The organism is Hymenobacter radiodurans, from assembly GCF_004355185.1.
Taxonomy (GTDB): Bacteria; Bacteroidota; Bacteroidia; order Cytophagales; family Hymenobacteraceae; genus Hymenobacter; species Hymenobacter radiodurans.
In genome coordinates, this window is record NZ_CP037922.1 from 2,079,448 (window position 1) to 2,104,621 (window position 25,174).

Genomic DNA, 25,174 nt, shown 5'->3' on the forward strand with positions numbered 1-25,174 from the left:
GTCAACAGGTCAGATTACTGCTCCTTGTACTACCGAACACTGGCTTTTGTCGGCAGGCTCTCTTTAGCGAGCTGGCACGCCTAAGCTCCGGTGTTTGGAGGAGGTGCCTTGCCAACCCCGTTGCTTTATTCCCTGAACCTGCATGCTACGCTACGCCTTATTGCTCTTAGTTTTTCTGCATGGAATAAAGGCAGGAGCAGCACCTCTGGGGGGCAATTTTAACATCCGCGACTACGGCGCCAAGGGCGACAGCGCCACTCTCGATACCGACGCCATCAACCGCACCATTGCCGCGGCCGCTAAGGCAGGTGGGGGTACGGTGTACTTTCCGGCCGGCACCTACCGCAGCTTTTCCATCCGGCTGCAAAGCCGCATTTCGCTCTACCTAGACCAAGGCGCGACGCTGCTGGCGGCCACGCCGGTGGGCGATGTCGGCTACGACGCCCCGGAGCCGGGTGCGGACAACAGCTTACAGGATTTCGGGCACAGCCACTGGCACAACAGCCTGATCTGGGGCGAGAACCTGACCGACGTTTCCATTCTCGGACCCGGCACTATTTACGGCCACGGCCTGACGCGGGAAGGCCCGCACCGCGCCCCGGTGGGCAACAAAGCCATTGCCCTCAAGCTCTGCCGCAATGTGATGCTCAAGGACTTTACTGTGCTCTTTGGGGGGCATTTTGCCCTGCTGGCCACGGGCGTCGACAACCTCACCATCGATAATCTGAAGATTGACACCAACCGCGACGCGCTGGATATTGACGCCTGCCGCAACGTGCGCATCTCCAACTGCACCATCAACTCACCCTGGGACGATGCCATTTGCCTGAAAAGCTCATTTGCCCTGGGCTACGCCCGCGCTACGGAGAATGTCACAATTACCAATTGCCAAGTCAGTGGCTACGACCGAGGCACGTTGCTAAATGGTACATATCAGCGCAAGGAAGCTCACTTGGTGCCCGATAAGGAAGGGCCCACTGGCCGCATCAAGTTCGGCACCGAGTCGAACGGTGGCTTTAAGAATATCGCCATCACCAACTGCGTGTTTGAGTACTGCCGGGGCCTGGCCCTGGAAACCGTGGACGGCGGCTTGCTGGAGGACGTGACCATCAGCAACATCACCATGCGCGACATCATCAACGCGCCCATTTTTCTGCGTCTGGGCGGGCGGCTGCGAGCCCCGGCGGGCACGGAAGTAGGCAAGCTGCGCCGCATCAATATCAGCAACGTGAACGTGTATAATGCCGATTCGCGCTTCGGCTCGCTTATCAGCGGCTTGCCCGGTCACGCCATCGAGGATGTGCGCCTGAGCAACATCAGCATCTGGTATAAGCCGCTGGAAGCGGCCGATGCCAGCGCTATTCAGCTAGTCGTGCCCGAGCACGAGAAGGACTACCCGGAGCCGCAAAAGTTCGGCATACTGCCCGCCTACGGCTTTTTCATCCGGCACGTGAAGAATATTGAGCTGCACAACGTGAGCCTCACCTTCCTAGGCGCCGAAACGCGGTCCGCCCTGCAGCTCATCGACGTGCAGGGGGTCACACTACAGCATCTGACCGCGAAAAAGCCCCCCACGGCCCCGCTGATGCACCTCCAGGACGTCAGCGACCTCATGGTGCGCGACAGTGAGGGGCTGAAAAACCAGACGCTGCGCCAAGTAAAATCTAAGGCTTTGTAACCTGCCATTTGCCCCCCAGCTATGAAAACCTATGTTAGCCTCGCCTTACTGAGTGCCGCCGTTTTCTTCTCGGACGCTGCCCAAGCCCAGATTGGCCGGCGCTTTCCCTCGGAGCGAAAAGTGGTGAAAGACCCGGTCACGGGCACTATGCTCACCTTCCTGACCAGCACCCCGGCCGGCGACTCCAAGATTTACCCCACTCACAACCAATGGACTTCAGATGGGCAATGGCTGATTTTCCGCTCGGGTAGGGTAGAAGGGGAAGCCATGGCGGTGAACGAACAGACCGGCGACATGGTGCAAGTCACGGAGGGCGGCTATACGGGCATGCTCAACGTGGCCCGCAACACCATGAAGCTCTACTTTATGCGTCGCCCGCCCAGCAAGTCGGCTCCCGCCAAGGAGGCTGCAGCGGGCCCGACCGCGCCCGCCTCCCTGCAAATTGTGGAGGTAGACCTGGCCAAGCTCTTTGCCGATAGCCAGGCCGGCAAAGTGAAGTCGGCCAAAACCTACCAGCGGGTGTGCGGTACCACGCCGGCCGCCATTCAGGCCGGTGGCGACATGGCCCTCGACGGCGACGAGGCCTGGGCCTACTTTCGTGTGGGTAAGGAAGAAGCCGCCCGGCATTTGGCCCCCGAAACGAAGCTGGAGCCCAACTTTGGCCCCCGCAACATGGGCGCCGGCCCCTCGGGCATTGCCGGCATGAATATCAAAACCGGCGCCATCAAGCACGTGGTGTCGGTGCCGTTCCAGATTGGGCATATACAGACTAATCCGTGGGTGCCGGGCGAGCTGGTTTTCTGCTGGGAAACCGGCGGCAAGTCGCCCCAGCGCACCTGGACGGTGCTCGCCGACGGCACCGGGCTGCGGCCCCTGTACCCGGAGGCGGAATACGAATGGGTGACGCACGAGGCCATCATCTCCAAAGATGAAACGGCCATGGCCATTATGGGCCACCGCAAAATACCAGCCGCTGCCACGGAAGCCGCCGTGGGCACGCCCGTGAGCGGGGCCAATCCCGGTCAGGAAGCCGCCTGGGGTCCGTCGGGCACCCGCGAAAAACCCACGGGCCTGGCCATCGTCAACTTTCGCACCCGCGAGGTGATGATTGCTGGTCAAACGCCCAGCGGCAGCGGCCTTTGGCACGTGAGCGGCTCCCCCGACGGCCGCTGGGCCGTGGGCGACGACTTCGCCCGCAACGTTTACCTCATCGACCGCCACACCCGCGAAATGCTGCTGCTCTCCGCCGGCCACAAGCAAACCGCCGCCGACCACCCGCACCCCACCATGAGCCCCGACGGCACCAAAATCGAGATTCAATCAGCCATGCTTTCGGATGACAACCGCAGCATGAATATCTGCATCATCCCCGTACCAGTGGAATGGCTAAAGCGGCAGTATAAATAACGCTGGGGGGCTTTTTTGCTTGCACATTACCTTATGAACACGTCTGTCATGCAGAGCCTTCCGTGCATCCAGCGGCGACGAAGCATCTCGCGTGCTGACGTTGCCAAAGTAACTGTCATGCTGAGCTTGTCAAAGCATCTCTACTGGTTACTAATCAACGGTCTTGCAACGAAGCGGCAGAGATGCTTCGACAAGCTCAGCATGACGTTCTGGTACTACAAGCCCTACCTTCTGCTGCTCCTGTGCGGACTCAGCACTAGCGTTTTCGCCCAGGAAGACCGCGGCTACAACGTCTATCAGTTTCCGGCTAACATGATTCCTCGCATTGATGGCAAGACCGACGACTGGGACAGCTTCCCCAGCGAGTATATCGTGGGCACCGACCAACTGTGGGACGACTCCAAGCGCTACCCAAAACCTGACGCTACCAACCTCGACGTGAGGGTGCGCGTGGCCTGGGTAAAGGGCCTCAACCGACTCTATTTCTTGTACGAAGCCTACGATGACTACTGGGATTTCACCCAGGCCGGTCTGCACAACGACACGTTTGAAATCATAGTCGATGGCGACTTATCGGGCGGGCCGCTCATTGCCGAACAGCACCCCAATCAGGATTTGCCGCTGATGGAGCGCTACTTCGCCTTCCACGGCGTACACGCCCAGAACTACCACATTTTCACGCCCGCCGTGGGCAAAGATTGGGCGCTGGCCTGGGGCAGCCAGCCCTGGATTAAAGAGCTACCCTACGCCAACATCGCCTACTCCTACGATTTCAAGCCCGGCCAACCCGGCAAGTTGGTTGCCGAGTTCTGGATTTCGCCCTTCGATTACGCCGGGGCCGAAGGCCCCGCGCGGGCCGTCGAGTCGGTGCTGACCGATAACAAGAAAATCGGTCTCACCTGGGCTGTGATTGACTACGACGATGTAAACGACGAGCGCAAAAAAGGCTTCTGGAACCTGTCGAAGAATCACAAAATGTACGGCAACTCCAGTTTGGGGACCATTTTTACCCTTCTGCCCCTGGCCGAGAAGTATCAGCCGAAGCTAGCGGCGCAGTGGTCATTTAGCGTAACCGATGCGGCCCGACGGCAGGTAACCTTTACAGACGAGAGCCGCGGCAGCATCAAGCGCTGGCACTGGGATTTTGGCGACGGCACCACGTCCAAGGAGCAAAGCCCGGTTCACCGCTACAAGGAAGCCGGCAAGTACATCGTCGTGCTGAACGTGGAAGGACTGGATGGTAAATCCCGCATGGCGAAAGTGTGGGACGTAGCGGTGAAGTAGAAGGCTTTGCTACATCATCGGTTTAACATCGCCCGATATGTTTCCACAAATTCTTTCGCTTCTCTCAGCGTCTCTGGATATTGAACGTAGTTTCCATGTTTGGTAGTTTTCCAAGTAGGAAAGCACCCTGGATTGAGATGTTCGTATCTAAAACCGTGGTCAACGAGGTACTTCGCTGTTGCCCACTTTTCAGTATCCTGTTTTTTAGGTGGGCGAAAGCGGTGCGATAGGATTACTACTGCTTCTCCACATTCTGGGCAATGTGTTGGACCTTTTGCGGAATATGGCACATTGAACGCCTTGCGACAACTAAAGCATACGTGTTTCGCACCCATAAACGAAGCTACAAGAAACCTTCGCTATTTACACCCATGCTTTCGCCTTATTCTGCCCAAAGTCTGAAGCCCTTGTTCGAAATACTTCCAGACTTGCGGCCATTTGTAACTGAGCAAACAGATTGGTTTGAAATAAAGATGGTTTCGCCCTCTGGGTGGGACTTTTGGGTGTCATCAGCGGGGAATGAAATCACCGTTGGCTTTGCCGAATATCACACCCATTTCGGATGGCACGAAGGCGACCCCACAGACGATGGCACTGATGCAGCCGAATTTATTCGTTCCCTTCGCACCGGACATTTGGTGCTAGCAGTTTGGTATCGGGGAGAAGAATACGCGGGCTCTCGGCCAGTTGAATCCCTTCAAGAGGCTCAACCGAAAACATGGTGCCAGCGCTGGTGGAGGCGAAAACAGCGCCTTCAAATCAAGGGGTGGATTGAATAAACGCCAATAAATTCCTTCCCATCTACTTCAACGTCTGCACCGAGCTGTCGTTGATGCCGTACGGGTGCTGCTTGAGTAGCTGAATAGTTTCGGCACCGGCCAGCAGCACCGGGCCGTAGCCGTGGGCCGCGTACAAATTCACGGGACGGTAGTAGTAGAATGCCGGATCGAAGCCCATGCCGGTGCCGACGCAGGTGCCTTCCACCTGACCTTGGGCATTTACTTTAGTACTGACCGCGTTCCAGGCCAGCAGGGCCATGGGACCGTAGGCTTTGGCATCGAGCCAGCCCTGGTTGATGGCGTGGGCAATGGCATAGGCGTAGATGGCGGTGGCCGAGGTTTCGAGGTAGGAGTCGGGGCGGTCGAGGAGCTGATGCCAGAAGCCGCTGCCGGCCTGCTGGGCGGCGAGGCCGCGGGCGTGGGCGCGCAGCAGCTCCAGCACGGCCGGACGGCCGGGGTGGTCGGCGGGCAATACGTCGAGCAACTCTACTTTAGTCAGCAAAGCCCAACCGTTAGCGCGGGCCCAGTGAAATTCGGGGTGCACCGTCATCTCCTGCACCCAGCCGTGCATGTACAGGCCCTTCGACTTGTTGAACATGCGGGGGGCAAATTGGGTCACCTGCTTCACGGCTTCGTCGTAGTAGCGCCGCTCGCCGGTGAGCTTGCCCATCTGAGCCAGGGCCGGCACGCTCATGTATAAGTCGTCGAGCCACAGCGTATTCGGCTGGGGTCGATTGCGGGCCAAAGTGCCATCGGCCAATCGGAACTCCTTGGTCATGATGAAGTCCATGAAATTGTTGATCATGGGGCGTAGGTCGGCTGAGGCGTTGGCGCGCTGGGTTTTAATCATAGCCGCACACAGCGAGCCGGCGTCGTCCAGAGCCTTGGGGTAGAGCATCGAGCGCATGGGCGTGGCCGCCTCCGGGTTGGCTTTTTGGTAGGCGCTAAAGTAGGGTCCTAACTCGCTCAAAAACTTCAGGCGACTAACAGTGTAGGCAGCGTATTTAGGGTCGCCGGTGGTTTCGCTGGCCCGCAGCATGCCCGCGTACGTGACGCCCCACTCGTAGCTGGTGAGGCGGAAGTCGCCGGGCCGGATGATGGCGTCGGGCGAGAACTTGCGCCGGTCGGTGATGGGCGCGTTCGTCTTTTTATCGACTAGCTCGGCGGGCGTGGCGGTGTTCAAATAGTTGTACACGCGGTCCAGCACCTGCTTTACTTCCTCGGCTTTTACTTGGCCATAGGGAATCGGATAATCCGGCTTGAGCAGGTGCAGGGGGTAGTGGTGTCGTTGGTCTTGGGCGGCGCGGTTTGCGCCACTACCAGGCTAGGGGTCACCACGATGGCCAGCAAGGGTAGCTTTTTAGCTATGGAAAGCAGGTGCATAGACAGCAGAAAAGAAGATGACATAGTCACACGATTGAGGCACTGTTAGGCAACTTCTTGCCAGCTCAAATCGCTTCGCGGTATACCTGGATATAGCAGATAATACGCTGTTTTGAAGTAGCAGAAAGAAGCAACTACTGCAGGATAGACAAGAAATTCCGGCCAACATACCTGCACCGTACTGTCGATACATATTGCAGCTATCCAGCGAGCATATAGTAAGTGTGCTTTAGAAAAAGTAGAGGTAAAAAAGGCCTCCTTATATTGAGACACAATCTTTAAGTAGACCTACTATTCCACCCTTTCAAGCTTCCCGCCAGCTATATCACTCCCATGACTATGCTTCCCCTGAATGAACTAGCGGTGGTGCTAGCTGCCAAGAATCCACCGGCTGAGCGTCTGCAGCGTGCTCTCGATCTAATAGGCCCGTACCTGGGCGTAGACCGCTGCTTTCTGTATGTGCGCGACCCTGTGCAGGGACGAGGCCGTATTGCGTTTGTCTGGCGCAAGAGCACAACTGTGCCCGATCCGCGCCACGACTGGCAAGACGACACGGGCGACTTGCCCCAAGAAGATCCGCTGTTTCGGGCGGCGCTGGCAACCCAGCCGTCGGTATATGTCGAGGACGTAACACAGGCAGGCCCGGAGGTACTCAACCAGGATTTTGAGCGGCGCACCTTCGGCCACCGGGCCCTGGTGCACGCGCATATCACGGCGGCGGGCCAGCTGTGGGGCATTCTACAACCCTGCGTATTTGACGCCCCGCGACCCTGGACGCCGGCTGATCGGGAATATATTGAAGGCGTCATTCCCCTGATTCTGCCTAGCATTCAGGCATATATGCATACGCTGGGAAAGGTGTAGTAATAATTTAGGTACGTGGTTGTAAGAGTTTCGCGATGAGACCCGTCCAGCCGGTTTGGTGGCTGGCGCCTAAGCCCTGGCCGGTGTCGCCGTGGAAGTACTCATGGAAGAGCAGGTAGTCGCGGAAGTGTGGGTCCTGCTGCAGGTGGGCATTCGAGCCCAGGGCGGGACGAATGCCCGCTTCGTTGCGCAAAAAGAGCTGGGTAAGTCGTGCACTCAGCGCATCGGCAATCTGGAGTAGCGTACAATACTTGCCCGACCCAGTGGGATATTCTACCTGAAAATCGTCGCCGTAATAGTGGTGGAAACGTTGCAACGACTCGATGATCAAGAAGTTGGTCGGCATCCAAATTGGCCCCCGCCAGTTGGAGTTGCCCCCGTACATATCCGTAGTCGACTCGCCCGCTTCATAGCGTACGGTCAGGTCCTGACCGGCGCAGTGAAACTGATAGGGATGATCCAGATGGTAGCGCGACAGCGAGCGAATGCCGTAGTCTGACAGAAACTCCGCCTCATCCAGGGCCCGAGCCAGCAGGCGCTTCATGCGGTGGCCGCGCAGCAGGGAAAGCAAGTGCGTGGCCTGTTGCCCCGGCTCCTGCCAGCGCGAGACCAGACTGGCCAATTGAGGACGGTTTTCTAAGAACCAGCGGAGCCGGGCCCCAAACTGGGGTACGGATTGCAGCAGCTCGTCGTCGAGCACTTCTACCGCAAACAAAGGAATCAGGCCGACCAGGGAGCGGGTTTTTAGCAGCTGCAGGCCATTGCCAGGGGTGTGAAGGGCATCGTAGTAAAACTCGTCCTCATCGTCCCAGAGGTCCTGGTGGGCCTGGTCCATGTTGGTCATAGCCCCGGCGATGTAAAGGAAGTGCTCGAAAAACTTGCTGGCCAGATCCTGGTAAATTGGGTTGGTGCGGGCTAGCTCCAAGGCCATGCGCATCATGTTCAGGGCGTACATGGCCATCCAGCTGGTAGCATCGGCCTGCTCGAGGCTGCTGCCCGCCGCCAGCGGAGCCGAGCGGTCGAACAAGCCGATGTTATCCAGCCCCAAAAAGCCCCCCTCAAAGATGTTGCGCCCGCTCCGGTCCTTGCGGTTTACCCACCAGGTAAAGTTGAGCAGCAGGCGGTGAAACACCGTAGCTAAAAAATCGGTGTCGCCGGGGCCGCCGCTGTGCTTCTGACACATCTTGTACACGCGCCAGGTGGCCCAGGCGTGCACGGGTGGGTTTACGTCGCTCAAGTTCCACTCGTAGGCCGGCAGCTGGCCATTGGGGTGCATGTACCAGTCTTGGCAAAGCAAGCGCAGCTGATGCTTGGCAAACTCGGGGTCCAGCTGGGCCAGGGGCAGGCAGTGAAAAGCGAGGTCCCAGGCCGCGTACCACGGGTACTCCCACTTGTCGGGCATCGAGATGATGTCGGCATTGTTGAGGTGCAGCCAGCCCGCGTTGCGGCCGTGTTGGCGCTGAGCTGGAGGGGGCGGGGTGGCCGGGTCGCCGGAAAGCCACTGCGGCACGTCGTAGTAGTAGAACTGCTTGCTCCAGAGCATCCCGGCAAAAGCTTGCCGCTGCACCCGGCGGGCGTCGGCATTCGATAGCGCGGCCTGCACGGCGGCGTAGTACTGGTCGGCCTCCTGGTGTCGCTGCTTCAGGAGCTGCTCGAAGTCGGCGAACGGGTGCGTTTGACCAGCGGGGCCCAACCGTACGCGCACCGACTTTGAGGCGCCGGCCGGAATGGATAGCGGGTAGTCGGCTGCTGCTTTGGTACCTGTCTGGGCTGGGTTAATTGTGGCCGCTCCGTGTACCAGGTAATCGTTAATACCATCCTTAAAATAGGCTGTTGGCGCGGTGGGGGGCGTTTTGTATAAGCGCTGGGTGTTCGTTTCGTTGTCGCAGAACAGCAGCGTCGGGTCCTGGTCGCAGTACAGGCACAGCTCGCCCAGCTTTTGGTGATGCACCGCAATGGCGCTACCCGCCGGGTCGGCAGCTAGCTGGGGGCGGTAGTCATCGAGGCCCCAGGCCCAGGTATTCCGAAACCAAAGCTGCGGCAGCACATGCACGGTTGCCGCCACCGGACCCCGGTTGTGCACTGTTATCTGAAGCAGAATGTCGTCGGGGGCCGCCTTGGCGTACTCAATAGATACGTCGAAGTAACGATTATCGTGAAAGGCACCTGTGTCGAAGAGCTCAAACTCGGGCTGTTGGCGACCCCGGCGGGCGTTTTCCTGCACCAGCCACTCGTAGGGAAACGCGTGCTGCGGATACTTGTACAACTGGTGCATGTAAGCGTGCGTGGGCACGTTGTCGAGGTAATAATACACCTCCTTCACGTCCTCGCCGTGGTTGCCCTCAGGCCCGCTTAGCCCAAACAGGCGCTCTTTCAGGATGGGGTCGTGCCCATTCCAGAGGCCCACCGAGAGGCAGAGCAGCTGCTGGTCATCGGAAATGCCCCCCAGCCCGTCTTCGCCCCAGCGGTAGGCATAGGAGCGGGCCATATCGTGGGTGCAGTGCTGCCAGGCCTGGCCGTCGGCCGAATAATCCTCGCGCACGGTGCCCCACTGGCGCTCCGAGAGATAAGGTCCCCACCGGCGCCAGGGAGCGCGAGGCGCCTGGGCCGCCGCCAATCGTTCGTGTTCGGCCGTCATGCTCATGCTAATAAAGGAAGCGTGCAGAAGGAAAGGGAAAACGGGCCGGATGGGCACTCCGGGCTGGGGTGAATGTAGGGAAAAGGCCGTATTTCCGCGCCAGCTATTGGGCAACTCCTGACTTTCGGACTGAGCGCACTCCTGTTTAGCAGCATCTTTAGTGGGCCGCGCTTGGGGGATGGGTCATGCAGGATTGTACTGCTGATTTGCCTTATTTTTCGTATTTTAAGCTGATTTTAATTTCCTCGGTTTCTCAATCCCTGTCTCATGAATCTACTTTCAGGAATTCACCATAAAGTCAAGCTGGCGTTTCTGTTTTTGGGTATCGTGCTGACTATGCTGGGCAGTAGCTTATGGGAAACCCGCCAGCTGCACGACATGAACACGGCTGTTGCCTCGCTCTACCAAGACCGGCTCCAGCCCACCGCGGGTCTTTTTGCCCTCAACGACCATATGTACGCCAAGCGGCAACTGCTGGAAAGCTATCTGGCCGCGCCGACCCAGACACATTTCCACAATACCCAGGTTCAGCTAGTAGCCCAAAACAAGGCCATAGATTCCCTGCTCAAGAGCTATCAGGCTACATATATGGTGGCCGAGGAAAACAAAGTGTTCCAGTCGGTTATGGCCCACCTCACTCGCTATAACTACCTGGAAGCGGAACTGCTGTACGTTGGCGCGCCGACTTCCGGCGCGTCTGCCCAGGAGCTTGCTCGGCAGTTTGACCGCATTCATGCGGATGTGAGCCGCCTCACCCAGATTCAACTCCAAGTGGGCCAGCAACTTTCGCGCGGCTCGGAGGTGGCCGATGGACACGCTACGCTGCTGAGCCAAGTGAAAATAGCCCTGCTGGTGGTTCTGACCGTGGCCATTCTGCAAGCGTTAGTGGTGGATAAACACCCCCTGCTACCCAAAAACCTGAAAAACTTCCGTCTTAACTAAGGCCGCTCGCGCTTTGGATGGGCGCCGAACAGCTACTGGCCCCGGTGCTTGCCCGACTGGTGGCGCAACACCTGCGCTTCCAAGTAGAAGATGATTTCCTCCGCAATGTTCTTGGCCTCATCGCCAATGCGGTCGAGCTTACGCACGAGCAGCAGGATCTGCAGAGCCTGCTGCACCTGCCCCGGATGATCCTGAATATAGGTCGCCAGGGCAGCGTGCGCCTGTACATTGTTGTCAGCCAAAGCTTTTACCTCCCTGAACATGCGCCGGGCCAGCTGGCTGTCTTCGTGCTCAAAAGCCCCCTGCACCATTTCCAGCAGCATGGTAGCCTCCCGGCACATCTCATCAAGGCGGCTGATGGCCAGCAAATGAGGATCAAATTTTTCCTCGCCCTTCAGCACAAAGCGCCGGACAAACTGGGCCATGGCTTTGGCCGCATCGCCCACGCGCTCCAGACTGGTATTAATTTTCAGCACGGCCAGCACAAACCGCAGATCAATGGCGACCGGCGTGTGCAGGGCGATGATGCTTTCGCAGTGCCGCTCAATTTTCAACTCCCGGGTATTGATGCGCTTTTCCTGCCGCGATACCTCTTTCACCAGCGCCGGATCAGGCGCGTGCAAGGCCCGCTGACTGCGCTGAAGCTGCGCGAGCACCATGCCCCACATAGCATGTACCTCTTGTTTAAGTTGCTGAATTTCAAGTGCTAAGTGAGCCATTTCGGTAGTAATTGATGGAAGCCCTGCTGACTACGGCGGCTGGCGCCAACAATGAAATCAGCCGAAGCGGCCGGTGATGTAGTTCTGCGTCTGCTCGTGGCGGGGCTGAGTGAAGAGCCGGCTCGTATCATCGTACTCCACCAGGTGGCCATAGTTGAAGAAGGCCGTTTTATCGCTCACGCGGCCAGCCTGCTGCATGTTGTGGGTCACGATAAGAATGGTGTACTGCTGCTTCAGGGCATAAATCAGCTCCTCGATTTTGGCCGTGGAAATCGGGTCCAGGGCCGAGGCCGGCTCGTCCATGAGTAGAATATGGGGCTCGACGGCCAGTACGCGCGCAATACACAGGCGCTGCTGCTGCCCTCCCGACAAAGCCAGCGCCGACTTGCGCAGATCGTTTTTCACTTCATCCCAGAGCGCGGCCTGACGCAGCGATTTTTCGACCACCTCATCGAGCACGGCTTTGCTGCGGACGCCCTGCAGCACCAGCCCATACGTGACGTTGTCGTAGATGCTTTTCGGGAACGGATTCGGACGCTGAAACACCATGCCCACGCGCTTGCGCAGCTCCTCTACGGCTTGCTGGGGGCATATATATCCTGGCCCTGAATCAGAATGCTCCCTTCGTGGCGAAAGTCGCTGATAAAGTCGTTCATGCGGTTAAACAGCCGCAGAAACGTGGATTTGCCGCAGCCCGAAGGACCAATCAAGGCCGTCACCGTATGGGCTGCGATGGTCATGGAGATATCCTGCAGCACGTGGTTCGTGCCGTAGTACACATTCACGTGCTCAACTTCCAGTTCGGGCATCGGGCAAGGCAGATTAGGGGAAGTTAGGGCAAATGCCGCCGCCAGCGGTTACGCAGAAATATAGCCAGGCCATTCAGCCCGAACGTAATGAGCAGCAGCACAATAATAGCGGCGGCGGCGTTGAGACCGAAGGCCTGCTGTGGGCGCGAAATCCAGTTGAATATTTGGACGGGCAGCGCCGAAAACTCGTCCAGGGGGCTTTTTGGGGCAAACGGCACGTAGGCCAGCACTCCTAACACGAGCAGCGGGGCCGTTTCGCCTACGGCCCGCGACAAGGCCAGGATAATACCCGTCAGAATGCCGCCCATGGAGGCGGGCAGGACTTGATACCAGATGGTTTGCCAGCGCGTGGCGCCCAACGCATACGAGGCTTCGCGCAAGGTTTTGGGCACGGCCCGAATGGCCTCGCGGGTGGCCACAATGAGAATGGGCAGGATGAGCAGCGCCAGCGTGCAGCTGGCGGCCAGCACGCTGCTGCCCATGCGCAGCAGACGGACAAAAATATGGAGCCCTAGCAGGCCATAAATCACCGACGGAACCCCGGCCAGGTTGGTAATATTAATTTCGAGCAGGGCCGACCAGCGGCTTTTGCGGCCGTATTCCTCCAGGTAGACGCCCGCCGCCAAGCCCACCGGCACAGCAATAAAAGCAGTCAGTACCATAATCCAGACGGTGCCTAGCAGGGCCGTGTAAATGCCGGCCCGGGCGGGAAAACGTGAAGGAAGCGCACTCAAAAACTGCCAGTTCAGGCGGCCTAGGCCCGTGCGCAGAATATCGAGCAGAAACAGGGCCAGCAGCAGCAGACCGAGTAGCGTAGCCACCAGGCCCACCAGGCGGAAGGCGCGGTCGAGCAGGCGGTTTCGGGTCATGTTACTCATACTGCTCCCGAAATTTCTGGCGGAACCAATACCCCAAGTTGTTTAACACCAGGGTCAGGACGAAAAGGGTGATGCCGGCGGCAAAGATGGTATCGTACTCCAAGGTGCCGTAGGCTACGTCGCCGGAGCTGACCTGCACGATATAGGTGGTGATGGTTTCGACCGGCACCAGCGGATTGGCCGTCAGGCGGGGCTCCTGCCCGGCGGCAATGGCTACAATCATGGTTTCGCCTACGGCCCGCGAAATGGCCAGGATGACCGATACGGTGATGCCCGACGAAGCGGCCGGAACCACCACCCGCAGGGCGGTTTGCAGACGCGTAGCGCCCAGCGCGTAGGAGGCTTCGCGCAAGGAGCGGGGCACGGCCGTCAGCGCGTCTTCGCTCAGCGACGAAACCAGGGGCAAGATCATGATGCCCATTACGCTCCCGGCCGACAAAGCATTAAACCCCGCCATGCCGGGTAGCAGTCGTTGCAAAAATGGTGTGACTACGGTTAAAGCAAAAAAGCCATAAACCACGGTGGGCACCGCCGCCAGAATTTCGAGCAGGGGCTTCAGGGCGTTGCGAAAGCCCACCGTTGCGTACTCATTGAGGTAGATGGCAATGATGAGGCCTAGCGGAAGAGCCACGGCGATGGCCACGCCCGTGGTAAGAAAAGTGCCCGCCACCAAGGGCAGAATACCGAAATGCTTGTCAGCAAAAAGCGGCGTCCACTGCGTATCGGTCAAAAACGCGCCCAGCGGCACCTCCCGAAAAAAATGAGCGGCCTCCACGGCGAGCATCACAATAATGCCCCCGTGGTGAGTACGCTAATGCCCGCGCTCAGTGCCAGCAGGGCTTCAATGAGGCGTTCGGGTTGTTTCATGGCCAGGCAGCAGAAGCTAATGGGGTGATACGGTTACCGGAGTTGGGCTACAAACTCGTCGAAGCGGGTCTGCTGGCGGTGGTATTCGGTGGCGGGCAGCGGAATGTAGCCCACCTCCCGCGCTAAGTGCGGGGCCTGGGCCAGGTAAAAGCGAATGAAGGCCTGCACCTCGGGGCGGCGCGCGGCCACGCTGCTCACGTACAGCAGCAAGGGGCGAGAAAGGGGCGCATACGTATTATTTTTAACGGTTTCGACGGTGGGCGTTACCGGCCCGGCTCCGTTACTGGGCTGCTCGTCGTCGATGGGCACGAGCCGCAGAGCAGCTCGGTTGGCCTCATAATAGGCGAAGCCAAAAAAGCCCAGGGCCAGCGGGTCGGTGGAAACGCCCTGTACCAGCACGTTGTCGTCTTCGCTGGCCGTATAATCGCCCCGACTGGCGTGGCGCCGCCCCACAATGGCCTGAGTGAAATAGTCGTAGGTGCCGGAGGCGGTGCCAGCTCCAAACAGATGAATTTCGGCCGCTGGCCAGTCGGGCCGAATCTGGTTCCAGCGCAGGATGCGGTGCTGGGCCGCCGGCTCCCATAATTTCTTCAGCTCACTTACTTTCAGGTTGTTGACCCACGTGTTGCTGGGGTGCACCACCACGACCAGTCCATCGAAGGCCACCGTCAGGGGCAAATAAGCAATGTGCTGCGTTTCGCAATCCTGGCCTTCGCGGTCGGTGATGGGCCGCGAGGCGTTGGTCAGGTCAATCTCCCGTCGGCAGAACTTCTGAAAGCCGCCCCCAGTGCCCGATATGCCCACGGTAATTCGCGCCGCGGGCTGTTGCCGTGCGTATTCCTCCACTACCGCCTCCGTAATCGGAAATACGGTGCTGGAGCCGTCAATGCTGATTTTTTGGTTGGTCGCTACCTCGCCGCACGCTCCAGCCAGCAGTGCAAGCAGGAGGGATGCTCCCCGAAGGAAACCAGACCTGAGCAAATGGGTTGCAGCGGATCCCATGGTCAACGAAGCAGCGGTTACCAGATTTGCCCCCAAGCCGCTTCGCCGGCCTTCCCAGGGGTAACGTGGAGAAAGCGAATCAAATACAGCGGCTGTAACTCGCGCTCTTTTAACCAAATGCGTAAGAGATAGAGAAGGCAGAAAGGATACCAGCGCTGAAAGCTAAGCTAGTCACAAAATTAAACTAATAAAATAATAACTTGTGTTTTAAGGCTATTGGTGCTGGCTTCATCTCTTCGTTTGGTTGCTCGCCGCGACGTAATTGTGCGTCTGAGTTTGGGGGGCTTTTTTGCTACTTGCTATGACCGAACAACCCGCATCTTCGCTTTTTGCCGACCGCAATGGCGCCGAAATAGCCCAGCTGCTGGCTGAGCTGACCACCTTGCGTCAGGATATGGTAAGCGGAGTCGGGCTGGCCGGGAGCAGGCTGACGCGGGTACATCCCAATTTTCTGGTTAGCGCCCACAACCTATTGCATTATCTGGCGCTGCGCCGCCCCGATTTGCGCCCCCTGCAACAGCGGCTGGCGGTGCTGGGCCTATCATCTTTAGGGCGTGCCGAGGCCCATGCTCTGGCCAGCGTAGACGCCGTACTGGCCGTATTGCACGAGCTGGCCCAACCTGGTATACCTCATCCGCCGCCACCCGGCGCTATTGCGCCCGACTTTACGAGTGGGGGGCTTTTATTGGCAGAGCACAGTGAAGCCGTACTGGGGCCAGTGCCTGCCGCCCGCGACGTGCGCATTATGGTCACCTTGCCCACCGAAGCAGCCACTGATTATCCACTCGTGCGGGATCTGTTGCGTCAGGGTATGGACTGCGCGCGCATCAACTGCGCGCACGATGATCGGACTGCATGGCAGCAAATGATTGACCACCTGCGCCAAGCGGAGCAGGAGGTGGGCAGAACCTGCAAGATTAGTATGGACTTAGGCGGCGCAAAGCTCCGCACAACCGGCTTGCCCCCGCACCGGCCGTGCTGCGGGTCAGCCCCGTGCGCGACGATTTTGGCCGCGTGCTGGCGCCGGTCCGCCTCTGGCTTACCAGTCGGGATTTGCCGCATACGGCGCAGGCAACTGGAACGGTGCGCCTGTTCTTCCCCAGCAAGTGGCTACAGCAGTTAAGCCCCGGCGACGTCATTCGGTTTCGCGATTCTCGGGGCACCAAGCGCAAGCTGCGCGTGCGCAGCAGAAGTGCCGAAGGTTGCTGGGCGGAGTTGCGCAAAACGGCGTATCTGGTGCCCAGTACCCGCTTTCGGGGGCCGAAGGCGAAAGCTATGCTCCAGGAGATGCCCCGCTCAGAGTCTTTCTTACTGCTTCGCCCCGGCGACCAGCTGCAGCTTACCCGCCGCCCGCTGCCCACTGCCGTGACTGACGGGATGCCAGGCGCCGATTTGCCGCCGGCCGTAATTGGCTGCGCGCTTCCAGAAGTGCTCGACTATGTGAATCCGGGCGAGCGAATTTGGTTTGACGATGGCAAAATTGGGGGCGTGGTGGACCGCGTGGAGCCCGACACCGTGCACGTGCGCATCACCCAGGCCCGGGCCAAAGGCGAAAAGCTGCGCAATGATAAAGGTATCAATCTGCCCGACAGCAACTTACCTCTTCCTTCCCTAACGGCGAAAGACCTAGAAGATTTGGCTTTTGTTGCTCAGCACGCCGATATGGTCGGCCTTTCGTTTGTGAGCAAGGCCGCGGAAGTGGAGCAGCTGCAGCAGCACCTGGCCCGCCTGAGTGAGCGCACGGTCGCGATTATTCTCAAAATCGAAACCCAGCGCGGCTTCGAGCAGCTACCCGCTTTACTGCTCAGCGCCATGCAGGCGGGCAGCTGTGGCGTGATGATAGCGCGCGGCGACCTGGCCGTAGAGTGTGGTTTTGAGCGGCTGGCCGAGGTGCAGGAAGAAATATTGTGGCTTTGCGAAGCAGCGCATGTGCCTGTTATCTGGGCGACGCAAGTGCTGGAAAGCCTAGCCAGTGGCGGACTGCCTTCGCGGGCCGAAGTGACGGACGCTGCCATGAGCGACCGGGCTGAATGCGTAATGCTCAACAAAGGGCCCCGCGTAATGCAGGCAGTGCAAACCCTCGACAGCATTTTGCGACGCATGCAGGCGCACCAGCGTAAGAAAAGCTCCATGCTGCGCAGCCTCCACGTGGCTCATACCACCTGGCATCTGGAACCCGCTAACTCATAAATGGGTGAGCGGCCGCCTATCCCGATGCGTTGCGTTCAGAAGCTACATCAACCAAGAAAACCCGCAAAAAAGCCCCCTAAAGCAGCAGAGAAGCGGGTTACTGGTTTTCCCGAATGCTTTTCAGCCCTTTTGTCCAGCGGGCTAATTCGCGGAGCATTGCGTCGAGTGCTTTTTCCGAAATGTCGTTCGGCAACAAATGGTCGTTCTGAATGAATTCGGTGAAAAAGGGAATGTTTACGGCCTCCACCAGCGGCACGATACGGTAGGAGGATAGGTCATTTTTGAGCGCATTCCAAGCCCGCGTACCCGCCGATACCCCGCCGTAGCTCACGATGCCGGCCGCCTTGTAGCCCCATTCCTTAACCAGATATTCCAGCGCATTCTGCAAGGGTGCGGGGTAACTGAAGTTGTATTCGGCTGTCACGAAGATAAAGGCATCGGCGGCCGCAATCTGGGCGCTCCACTGCTTCGTGTGCTCGTGCTCATACTTCAGCTGGGCCGGGTGGTGGGGCTCGTTCATCAGGGGCAGGTTAATGGCTTGCAGATCCAAGACCTCCACATTGAACTCACCATGCTGCCGCGCCTTCTGCGCAACCCATTCGGTAACGATAGGCCCTTTGCGGCTTGGGCGGACGGTGGCGGTAATGATTTTCAGGTTGTACATAATGGGGTGTTTGGTTGGTAACGCCCGTGAGAATAGAAATTATTTGTCTAAGCACAAGCGTGGGGGCAAATTTGCCCAATAAGCTGCAGGCTGCCGAGGCTGGAAGTACTGCATCAGCAAAATGTGTAGGCTACGCTCTGTCCAGCACGGCGCGGTCCCAATGGGCGAGGGTTGCGGCCGCTTCGTAGGTGCTTTGTAAAAAGCTGAGCACCGCTTGCTGCGGATCGGGAGCCGTGCGCGCGACTTCGTAAAGCAGCAAAAACTCTCCCATCTCTCGACTAAAAAAGCCCCCCGCAGGCTGTATCGTCGCGTTGGCCAGTTCTGGCAGGCTAGGATAGGCATAGCTATAAAATGCCGCTTCCTGCCCATTGCCACCGGGCCACCAACCGGCGGCAATCTGCTCCTGCGAATATGACTCGCGGGTCACCCAGTCGGCTAGGTTGGGGATGCCGCCCGGATGAGGAGGCGCGGGCCGGCCCGAAAAGCGCGTGACGGCCAAATCGAAGCTTCCCCAGAAGAAGTGCACCGGGCTGCATTTGCCCTGGAAGCGGCCGCGAAACTCCTGCAATACCTGATCGGTGCGCAGTAGGATATCCCAGAATGTTTCCACGGCAGGGGCGTCGTAGGCGCGATGGGCCTGATCTTGGGTAAATGGAGTAGTATCTTCTATCTCCACGGGCACCGGCCACATCTTCACTCCAATGCCAGCTTCGCGCAGCAGGCTGCGATAGGCTTGGTAGAAATCGGCAACAGATTGGGGCTCCAGCGCCAGTTCACGGGTACGGCCATCAGAAGTATGGATTCGCAGCTGATGCACCCGAAAATCGAACACGACCTCACAGCTGCCTGCCGGGTAAGGCATGGGTCCGGTCGAGAGGCCCCGAGGCGTGACGTAGAGCGGCACCTGCCACCAATGATTGAGCATCGGACTTAGCGCTAGGCGGGTTTTGCCCACAATTTGCGTCCACCGATGCAGCGTTGCGCGCGTGTCAGTCCAGCTGTCGGCCGGCAAGGCGGGCCAGGGCGCGGCTAAGGTGTTGTCTGTCATGAAGAAAAGATAAGCGGAACCAACAACAAATCCTCCTAGCCTCGGCGCGGTAGCCTAGCCAGGGAGCACGGATGTCGTCGGAAATTCAATAAGCGCAAACTACTTCTTTCTACGGGCCCTGTTGGTGGTTTCATACCCTAGGTCATCTTTCCCGTACGTACCCTTATGACTAAAATCGCCTTAATTGTTGGTGCCAGCGGCATTATCGGCAGCAATCTGGCCCGGGAGCTGCTCGCGCAGGGCTGGACTACCTATGGCCTGGCTCGTACTCCCAAAGATGATGTGACCGGGCTGCGGCCCGTAGCCGCCGACTTGCTGCGGCCCGAAAGCCTAGATACGGCCCTGGCCGACATAGCCCCTACGCACGTTTTTCTTACCAGCTGGATGCGTCAGGACACCGAAGCCGAAAACATTCGTGTGAACGGAGCCATGGTGCGCAATCTGCTGAATGCCCTCAGCCCGAAGCACTCAGTGCAGCATGTAGCGCTGGTCACTGGTCTCAAGCATTACCTCGGCCCCTTCGATTCCTACGCCCGGGCTGGTTCGCTGCCACCTACTCCCTTGCGGGAAGAGCAGCCCCGGCTGCCCATCGAGAATTTCTATTACGCTCAGGAAGATGAGGTGTACGCTGCCGCCGCGCGCGACGGCTTTAGCTGGAGCATTCACCGCCCGCACACCATCATTGGTCAGGCCGTGGGCAACCTGATGAACATGGGTACCACGCTGGCCGTGTACGCCAGTATTTGCAAGGAAACGGGGCGGCTATTCCGCTGGCCCGGCTCTGAAGCCCAATGGAACGGCCTCTCCGACGTAACCGATGCGCGCGTAATTGCGAAACAGCTGGCGTGGGCTGCCACGACGGAGGCCGCAAAGAATCAGGCTTTTAACATTACCAACGGCGACTACTTTCGCTGGAGCTGGCTCTGGCCTCGGCTGGCTGCCTGGTTTGGCGTTGAAGCGGCTGGCTTTGACGGCACGGTGCACCCTTTGGAAGCGGAAATGGCCGATGATGCGTCGCTGTGGCGCGATATGGCGGCCCGACACCAGCTCAAAGTGTCTGAACTCAGCCAATTGGCTTCTCCCTGGCACACCGACCTGGACCTTGGCCGGCCGATTGAAGTAATGACCGATATGTCGAAAAGTCGGCAGTTGGGCTTCACGGTGTATCAGCGCTCCGACGAATCGTTCTTTGACCTGTTTGCGCAGCTCCGCACCGACCGACTCATTCCGTAGGTGGGCTTTTGGATGACAAACACAGGTGGGGGCAGCCTGTGGCCATTGTTACCAAAGCTACATGGGTAGCTGGAGAAAGTAAGTATTACTAAAAAAGCCGTTTTCTTATGAGAACGGCTTTTTTAGTGGTATTCGCTGGCTTACAGCTGGGTACCAAGGCTTTCTCTCCGCACTGAAAACGGAACCTAGCTGGCTACGCTTGCTTCATTCTGGCCTCCTGCCCTTGCACTTGCCTTAGCCAGGCTCGTGCTTCCTGAATATCACCGAACATGCGCATTTGCAGACGTTCACCAATGCCGATGTGCATCGCCTCCGCCGAAAGGGCAGCCATCGACTCGGGGCTCACAACTTGGGCGAAATGGGTGAGGCCTTGCGCAATGGCACGAGGTGCCCAATTAGTGACAATCCACTCCACGGCGTGGTCCCAGGGGCCAATTACCTGCCGGTTGTCATTGAGCAAATAAGCACAGGCGTGGGCCAGAAGAGGGTGCAGGCAGGCATCGGCACCAGCCATTACGTCGATGTACGTCTGGTAGCCGATCCAGTTATTGTAGACCCAGCGGTTGACGGCATCGTACTCAATGGTGAGATAAACTTTACCGAATCCGTTAACTATTTCTGTGGGCATGGGACGATACGTAAAAGGCCAGTCTTGGAAGAAAGGCTAAGTAGTCAGTAAAAGCCCAGCTATCGGCAAGCTGATTGGAATAACGCGATTTAAAGAGTGCCAAAACTCTCGGCCCGGCAAGGCAGACAAATTTGCCCCCCACGAGGGAAGTGGAAGTGTTACAGCAAGTACACTAAAGTGAAACTAACTTAAACGGCTGGCGAAGCGACAGCTTTGCGCTGAGCCAGGCGCTGACCTGCGAGTTGGTTGCTGCCTAACACGATGGTTGCGTAGCCCACGGGGGCTTCGGTGTAGCGCAGTGTTACCTGTTGGCCGAGCCACCAAGAGGTTTGTGCCTGGCCAGGACTATTAGAAGGGCCGTATTGCGAGCTGAGTAGCTCCCGAATGCCACGGCAGTTGGCTTCACCCATCATACGCAGCTCGATATAATAGAGCTTGTCTTTGTAAAAGCCGTAAGTGATGCCGGTGAGGCGGTGAGGACCAACTTTGAGATTGTCGGTGAGGTAGTTATAAAACTGCGTCTGGGTAGCGGGGTCGGTCCTGACCAGCTCCAGGTCGCGAAACTTGCTGATATCGTCTCCGAAAGTGGCTTTGCCGAACCCATTCTGACTATCGAGGGCGCGCAACGAAGGTGAGGCAACGCGCGTCGCTTTCTTGGCTCTAACGCTTTGAGCTTGGCTACTTTGTCCAGACCAAGCTAGTAATCCCAGGAAAATAACCAGCTTTTTCATAGACAGCCCAGTGTGCGAAATGGCAGAAGATCCACGGAGCGGTAAATCTACTATATTCTAGCAGTAGATATATGTTTTGGGGGGCTTTTTTCAAGCCTAATTTTGCTTTTTTAACAGGCTTTCGGGTGTTGGTTTGGGTTTTTACCGGAGGATATAAATTCCCTTAAACGCTATCTTGTGTTTTTATAAATAACTGATATATAAACCTATAAGAATATATTTTAGCGTGTTTCCGATACAAACCGTTGTTAAAGCAGTGAAGCATTGCGCTTCTCAGCTGTCACGCTTGCTATGGCTTGGGTGTCGGCAAAGCAGGAGGCATAGGGGCATCGTCGGGGAGAAGCTCGGCGCTGCTGCCAGCATCGGGCGCAATAATTTTCCAGACGGCACGCTTGAGCTCGTCTAGGCGATGCAGAGCATCCGTAACGGTATCGTGGTTTTTTACTTTCTCAAAAAGCCGGTTTTGACGCCTACTTGAATCATTTTTTCCAGCACAAACGGCAGAATCCAGCCTACGACGCTGCTGGCCAGGGCGCCGCGCAAGCCAATGCGCATGAGCAAACGAGTTGTCATGCGCTTGAGCAGGAGAGCTTTGGCGGCAGGCAGGGCTTTATCGGCCAGAAAGTCGGCGACCAGCTGCGCGTTTCCTTTTTTTATTTCTGCTCGCAGTACATCCTGAATGGTATCGAGGGCTGTGCGAGCTACTTTTTGGAAGAGCAAACCAGTTTGCCAGGCGCGAAGACCGGTGGCGCGGGCGGCGCTGAAGATGGTCGGAAACAGGTTTATTTTTTTCATAACAAAGCAAAAAAAGCCCCCCAGATGAGGCGTAGGCGCAAGGCAGCCAAAAGATACGGTGGTTTTGGGTCGGGCAGGAAAAGTTTGAGCAGCGTTTGGTAATTAAAGTGCGTTTATGTGGTAGAAACGCGACCTGACGTCTTTATAACGCACTTACTGAGTCTTGACGAACACCGAAAACGCACATGGAATCAGAACACATGAAAGCCATCATCGTCGCGCAGGCGGGTGGGCCGGAAGTATTGCATAGTGGGCAGCGGCTGCGGCCTCAGCCTGCCGACCACGAGGTGCTGGTGCGCGTGCACGCGGCGGGCGTGAATCGGCCGGATGTGTTGCTGCGACAAGGCAAATACGCGGGTAGCGGCAGTGTGGAAGGCCTGATTCCGGGGTTGGAAGTGGCCGGCACGGTGGCAGCCTGCGGCACGGCCGTAACGCGCTGGCACGAAGGCGACGCGGTGTGTGCGTTGGTGGCGGTGGGTGGCTATGCCGAGTATGTAGCAGTAGATGCCCGCCACTGCCTGCCCGTACCGGCGGGTTGGAGCTTTGTGGAGGCAGCGTCATTGCCCGAAACCGTATTTACCGTGTGGCACAACGTATTTCAGCGTGGTCAGCTGCAGCCTGGCGAAACCCTGCTGGTGCACGGCGGCAGTAGTGGCATCGGCATCACGGCCATTCAACTGGCGCACGCGCTGGGCTCCCGCGTAGTTGCGACGGCCGGCTCCGATGAAAAGTGCGAGGCTTGCCACGCTCTGGGCGCCGAGCGCTGCATTAACTACAAAACCGCCGATTTTGAAGCCGATTTACAAGCCGAAGGCGGCGTTGATGTGATTCTGGATATGGTGGGCGGCGACTATATTCCCAAAAACCTGCGCCTGCTCCGCGACGATGGCCGCCTTGTATTCATCAACGCTATGCAGGGCGCTAAAGCCGAGTTCAACGCTCTGGAAATCATGCGTCGCCGCCTCACTATTACTGGCAGCACCCTGCGGCCCCGCAGCGCCGATTTCAAGGCTGCGCTGGCGGCTGCGGTGGAAGAAAATGTGTGGCCACTACTCGCTGGGGGGCTTTTTAAGCCAGTTATCTACAAAGTGTTTGAGCTTGAGGAAGCCGCGGCCGCGCACCAGCTCATGGAAAGCAGCGCGCATATCGGCAAGATTATGCTGCGGGTACGCGAAACCTATAAGCAAGCCTAGATGCTGCCTTACGCGTTGCCGCGGGTAAAATCTTCTACCACTTGCAGGCATACAGGCGCTGGCACCTGCACCGACTTGCCAGTGGGCGTAAGCTTACCAGTCTCTCTATCAACGCGAAAAGTAACAATGTTGTTAGTAGCCTGATTAGCCACCAACACAAGCTGGCCCGTCGGATCGATGGTGAAGTTGCGCGGCTTCTGACCGAGTGTGGGCACGTGCTGCACCAGCGTGAGGCGTCCGCTCGGAATGTCAATGGCGTACACAACTAGGCTGTCGTGGCCACGGTTGGAGCCGTACAAAAACTCGCCGTTGGGCGATACGTGAATGTCGGCGCAGGAATTTTCGCCTTTAAAGTCGGCAGGGAGCGTGGTGAGCGTCTGAATTTCCTGGAAGGTGCCGGCGCCTTCATCGTAGCGCAGGGCCGCGATGGTCGAGTTTAGCTCGTTGATGAGGTACGCCAACTGGCCGCCGGGATGAAATGTGAGGTGACGCGGGCCCGCGCCTGGCGCGGCCGTAAAGGCCGGCGTTGCGCTCGGTTCCAGAGCGTCTTCTTTCGCATCGAGCCGGTAGCCGTACACTTTATCGGTGCCTAAGTCTACCGCAAAAACGAAGCGGTTGGCCGGGTCGGGCAGAATGCAGTGGGCGTGGGGGCTTTTTGGTTTTTGTGAACGCTGGAACCCGTGTGCTGCCTCGTGTCGGCGATTGGGGCCAGCTCGCCGTTGGGCTCGATAGGCAGCATGCCCACATTGCCCCCCAGGTAGCTGGCCACCAAGGCGTAGCGGTTCATTTTATCCAGGCTGATGTAACACGGTGCCGACCCCAGCGCCGACTGCTGATTCAGAAAAGCGAGTCGCCCACTTTTTTGATCAATTGCAAAGGCACTAACGGCCCCGCTGGCTTTGCCCTGAAAATCAGTGGTTTCGTTGACGGCATACAGATGCTCATGCCGCGAATCAAGAGCCAGATAGGAGGGATTGGCACCGCCTTTAGTAGCGCCCAAACGGGTGAGGGCGCCCGTGCTCACGTTGAGCTTATACAGAAAAATGCTGTCTTCCTCCGGCTTGGCATACGTCCCGACGTACACTAAGTACTCCTCTTGGCTCTGGGGGCCTTTTTCGGCCGTTATAACCGACGCACAGCTGGACAGCGCTAAGGGTAATCCTGCCAGTCCTAAACCAGCAACTTGTAGAAAATGACGGCGGGAGTAAGGGGTGAAGGCCATAGGAGCAGTAGGTGGGAGTAAGGAAAAGCAAGGTAAGCGGTAGCTAACGATAGCCTATAAGTTGAAGCACACTATTTTGCATCACTGCAGTTGCGCGAAGTTCTACAGAAGGATAGCGCAATAATTGCTTGCTGCTTCTTTCAGACTTCAACCCTTCCCGGAAGCCGCCCATAGCTTGTACCTTTGCGGCGCCGCAACTTTCCCTTCGCCCTGCTGGTTT

The 25,174-nt window shown here is 58.0% G+C and carries 22 protein-coding genes and 2 pseudogenes; 10 read left to right on the top strand and 14 right to left on the bottom strand.

Going from position 1 to position 25,174, the window contains the following annotated elements:
- Nucleotides 1-142 precede the first annotated feature (142 nt).
- The 4 genes from EPD59_RS09815 to EPD59_RS09830 all read left to right on the top strand — a co-directional run bounded on the left by EPD59_RS09815 (nucleotide 143) and on the right by EPD59_RS09830 (nucleotide 5,148).
- Complete coding sequence (locus EPD59_RS09815; RefSeq protein WP_133272619.1) at nucleotides 143-1,678, top strand: rhamnogalacturonidase; 1,536 nt, start codon at nucleotides 143-145, stop codon at nucleotides 1,676-1,678.
- A gap of 21 nt (nucleotides 1,679-1,699) precedes the next feature.
- A complete protein-coding gene (locus EPD59_RS09820; protein WP_133272620.1) occupies nucleotides 1,700-3,085 on the top strand; it encodes a TolB-like translocation protein in 1,386 nt (461 codons plus the stop codon).
- Nucleotides 3,086-3,286: 201 nt separating this feature from the next.
- A complete protein-coding gene (locus EPD59_RS09825; RefSeq protein ID WP_133272621.1) occupies nucleotides 3,287-4,369 on the top strand; it encodes a PKD domain-containing protein in 1,083 nt (360 codons plus the stop codon).
- A gap of 320 nt (nucleotides 4,370-4,689) precedes the next feature.
- Complete coding sequence (locus EPD59_RS09830) at nucleotides 4,690-5,148, top strand: hypothetical protein (protein WP_133272622.1); 459 nt, start codon at nucleotides 4,690-4,692, stop codon at nucleotides 5,146-5,148.
- Nucleotides 5,149-5,170: 22 nt separating this feature from the next.
- Here the strand turns inward: EPD59_RS09830 and EPD59_RS09835 are convergent, their stop codons facing one another.
- Together EPD59_RS09835 and EPD59_RS23680 are read right to left on the bottom strand one after the other, a co-directional pair.
- Nucleotides 5,171-6,355 carry a glycoside hydrolase family 88/105 protein gene (locus EPD59_RS09835; protein ID WP_317128511.1) on the bottom strand — a complete coding sequence of 395 codons (1,185 nt, stop codon included), beginning with the start codon at nucleotides 6,353-6,355 and terminating at the stop codon, nucleotides 5,171-5,173.
- Nucleotides 6,356-6,375: 20 nt separating this feature from the next.
- Nucleotides 6,376-6,555 (bottom strand): hypothetical protein, encoded by a 180-nt coding sequence (locus EPD59_RS23680; protein ID WP_133272624.1) that lies wholly within the window; start codon nucleotides 6,553-6,555, stop codon nucleotides 6,376-6,378.
- A 309-nt stretch (nucleotides 6,556-6,864) separates the two neighbouring features.
- On the opposite strand from EPD59_RS23680, the gene EPD59_RS09845 reads away from it, so the two are divergent.
- Nucleotides 6,865-7,395 (top strand): GAF domain-containing protein, encoded by a 531-nt coding sequence (locus EPD59_RS09845; RefSeq protein WP_240731699.1) that lies wholly within the window; start codon nucleotides 6,865-6,867, stop codon nucleotides 7,393-7,395.
- 7 nt (nucleotides 7,396-7,402) lie between these two features.
- On the opposite strand, the gene EPD59_RS09850 is transcribed toward EPD59_RS09845, so the two are convergent.
- On the bottom strand, nucleotides 7,403-10,033 hold the full coding sequence (locus EPD59_RS09850; protein ID WP_205703521.1) for an MGH1-like glycoside hydrolase domain-containing protein: 2,631 nt from the start codon (nucleotides 10,031-10,033) through the stop codon (nucleotides 7,403-7,405).
- 267 nt (nucleotides 10,034-10,300) lie between these two features.
- Here EPD59_RS09850 and EPD59_RS09855 point away from each other — a divergent pair, with 267 nt between their 5' ends.
- Nucleotides 10,301-10,975, top strand: a complete 675-nt coding sequence (locus EPD59_RS09855; protein WP_133272625.1) for an MCP four helix bundle domain-containing protein — start codon at nucleotides 10,301-10,303, stop codon at nucleotides 10,973-10,975.
- A gap of 32 nt (nucleotides 10,976-11,007) precedes the next feature.
- Here the strand turns inward: EPD59_RS09855 and phoU are convergent, their stop codons facing one another.
- The 5 genes and pseudogenes from phoU to EPD59_RS09880 form a co-directional block, all read right to left on the bottom strand.
- Entirely contained in the window at nucleotides 11,008-11,694 is a 687-nt protein-coding gene (gene phoU / locus EPD59_RS09860; protein WP_133272626.1) for a phosphate signaling complex protein PhoU, read from the bottom strand.
- 57 nt (nucleotides 11,695-11,751) lie between these two features.
- Nucleotides 11,752-12,503, bottom strand: a pseudogene (gene pstB, locus EPD59_RS09865) (phosphate ABC transporter ATP-binding protein PstB).
- A 23-nt stretch (nucleotides 12,504-12,526) separates the two neighbouring features.
- Complete coding sequence (pstA, locus tag EPD59_RS09870) at nucleotides 12,527-13,381, bottom strand: phosphate ABC transporter permease PstA (protein WP_133272627.1); 855 nt, start codon at nucleotides 13,379-13,381, stop codon at nucleotides 12,527-12,529.
- Nucleotides 13,374-14,165 (bottom strand): phosphate ABC transporter permease subunit PstC, encoded by a 792-nt coding sequence (gene pstC, locus EPD59_RS09875; protein ID WP_240731731.1) that lies wholly within the window; start codon nucleotides 14,163-14,165, stop codon nucleotides 13,374-13,376. Before pstC ends, pstA begins: the two co-directional genes overlap by 8 nt.
- 116 nt (nucleotides 14,166-14,281) lie before the next feature.
- Nucleotides 14,282-15,250 carry a PstS family phosphate ABC transporter substrate-binding protein gene (locus EPD59_RS09880; protein ID WP_133272628.1) on the bottom strand — a complete coding sequence of 323 codons (969 nt, stop codon included), beginning with the start codon at nucleotides 15,248-15,250 and terminating at the stop codon, nucleotides 14,282-14,284.
- A 301-nt stretch (nucleotides 15,251-15,551) separates the two neighbouring features.
- Between EPD59_RS09880 and EPD59_RS22425 the strand changes: the two genes are divergently transcribed.
- Both EPD59_RS22425 and EPD59_RS21850 read left to right on the top strand, forming a co-directional pair.
- A complete protein-coding gene (locus EPD59_RS22425) occupies nucleotides 15,552-16,373 on the top strand; it encodes a pyruvate kinase (protein ID WP_240731700.1) in 822 nt (273 codons plus the stop codon).
- Nucleotides 16,374-16,627: 254 nt separating this feature from the next.
- On the top strand, nucleotides 16,628-17,440 hold the full coding sequence (locus EPD59_RS21850) for a pyruvate kinase (protein ID WP_240731732.1): 813 nt from the start codon (nucleotides 16,628-16,630) through the stop codon (nucleotides 17,438-17,440).
- Nucleotides 17,441-17,537: 97 nt separating this feature from the next.
- Here the strand turns inward: EPD59_RS21850 and EPD59_RS09890 are convergent, their stop codons facing one another.
- Both EPD59_RS09890 and EPD59_RS09895 read right to left on the bottom strand, forming a co-directional pair.
- Nucleotides 17,538-18,104, bottom strand: a complete 567-nt coding sequence (locus tag EPD59_RS09890) for an NADPH-dependent FMN reductase (RefSeq protein ID WP_133272629.1) — start codon at nucleotides 18,102-18,104, stop codon at nucleotides 17,538-17,540.
- Nucleotides 18,105-18,234: 130 nt separating this feature from the next.
- Entirely contained in the window at nucleotides 18,235-19,152 is a 918-nt protein-coding gene (locus EPD59_RS09895; RefSeq protein WP_133272630.1) for a DUF5996 family protein, read from the bottom strand.
- 165 nt (nucleotides 19,153-19,317) lie between these two features.
- Here EPD59_RS09895 and EPD59_RS09900 point away from each other — a divergent pair, with 165 nt between their 5' ends.
- Nucleotides 19,318-20,385: an SDR family oxidoreductase gene (locus tag EPD59_RS09900; protein ID WP_133272631.1), complete on the top strand. Its 1,068-nt coding sequence runs from the start codon at nucleotides 19,318-19,320 to the stop codon at nucleotides 20,383-20,385.
- Between the two features lie 193 nt (nucleotides 20,386-20,578).
- Here the strand turns inward: EPD59_RS09900 and EPD59_RS09905 are convergent, their stop codons facing one another.
- From EPD59_RS09905 to EPD59_RS09915, 3 genes are all read right to left on the bottom strand, one after another.
- Nucleotides 20,579-21,013: an STAS/SEC14 domain-containing protein gene (locus EPD59_RS09905; RefSeq protein WP_133272632.1), complete on the bottom strand. Its 435-nt coding sequence runs from the start codon at nucleotides 21,011-21,013 to the stop codon at nucleotides 20,579-20,581.
- Between the two features lie 188 nt (nucleotides 21,014-21,201).
- Nucleotides 21,202-21,744, bottom strand: a complete 543-nt coding sequence (locus tag EPD59_RS09910; protein WP_133272633.1) for a hypothetical protein — start codon at nucleotides 21,742-21,744, stop codon at nucleotides 21,202-21,204.
- Nucleotides 21,745-22,185: 441 nt separating this feature from the next.
- Nucleotides 22,186-22,539, bottom strand: coding sequence for a hypothetical protein (locus EPD59_RS09915; RefSeq protein ID WP_133272634.1), 354 nt, complete (start codon nucleotides 22,537-22,539; stop codon nucleotides 22,186-22,188).
- Nucleotides 22,540-22,739: 200 nt separating this feature from the next.
- Here EPD59_RS09915 and EPD59_RS09920 point away from each other — a divergent pair, with 200 nt between their 5' ends.
- Nucleotides 22,740-23,732, top strand: coding sequence for an NAD(P)H-quinone oxidoreductase (locus tag EPD59_RS09920; protein ID WP_133274651.1), 993 nt, complete (start codon nucleotides 22,740-22,742; stop codon nucleotides 23,730-23,732).
- Between the two features lie 8 nt (nucleotides 23,733-23,740).
- Here EPD59_RS09920 and EPD59_RS24090 read toward each other — a convergent pair.
- Nucleotides 23,741-24,954, bottom strand: a pseudogene (locus EPD59_RS24090) (lactonase family protein).
- Nucleotides 24,955-25,174: the final 220 nt, after the last annotated feature.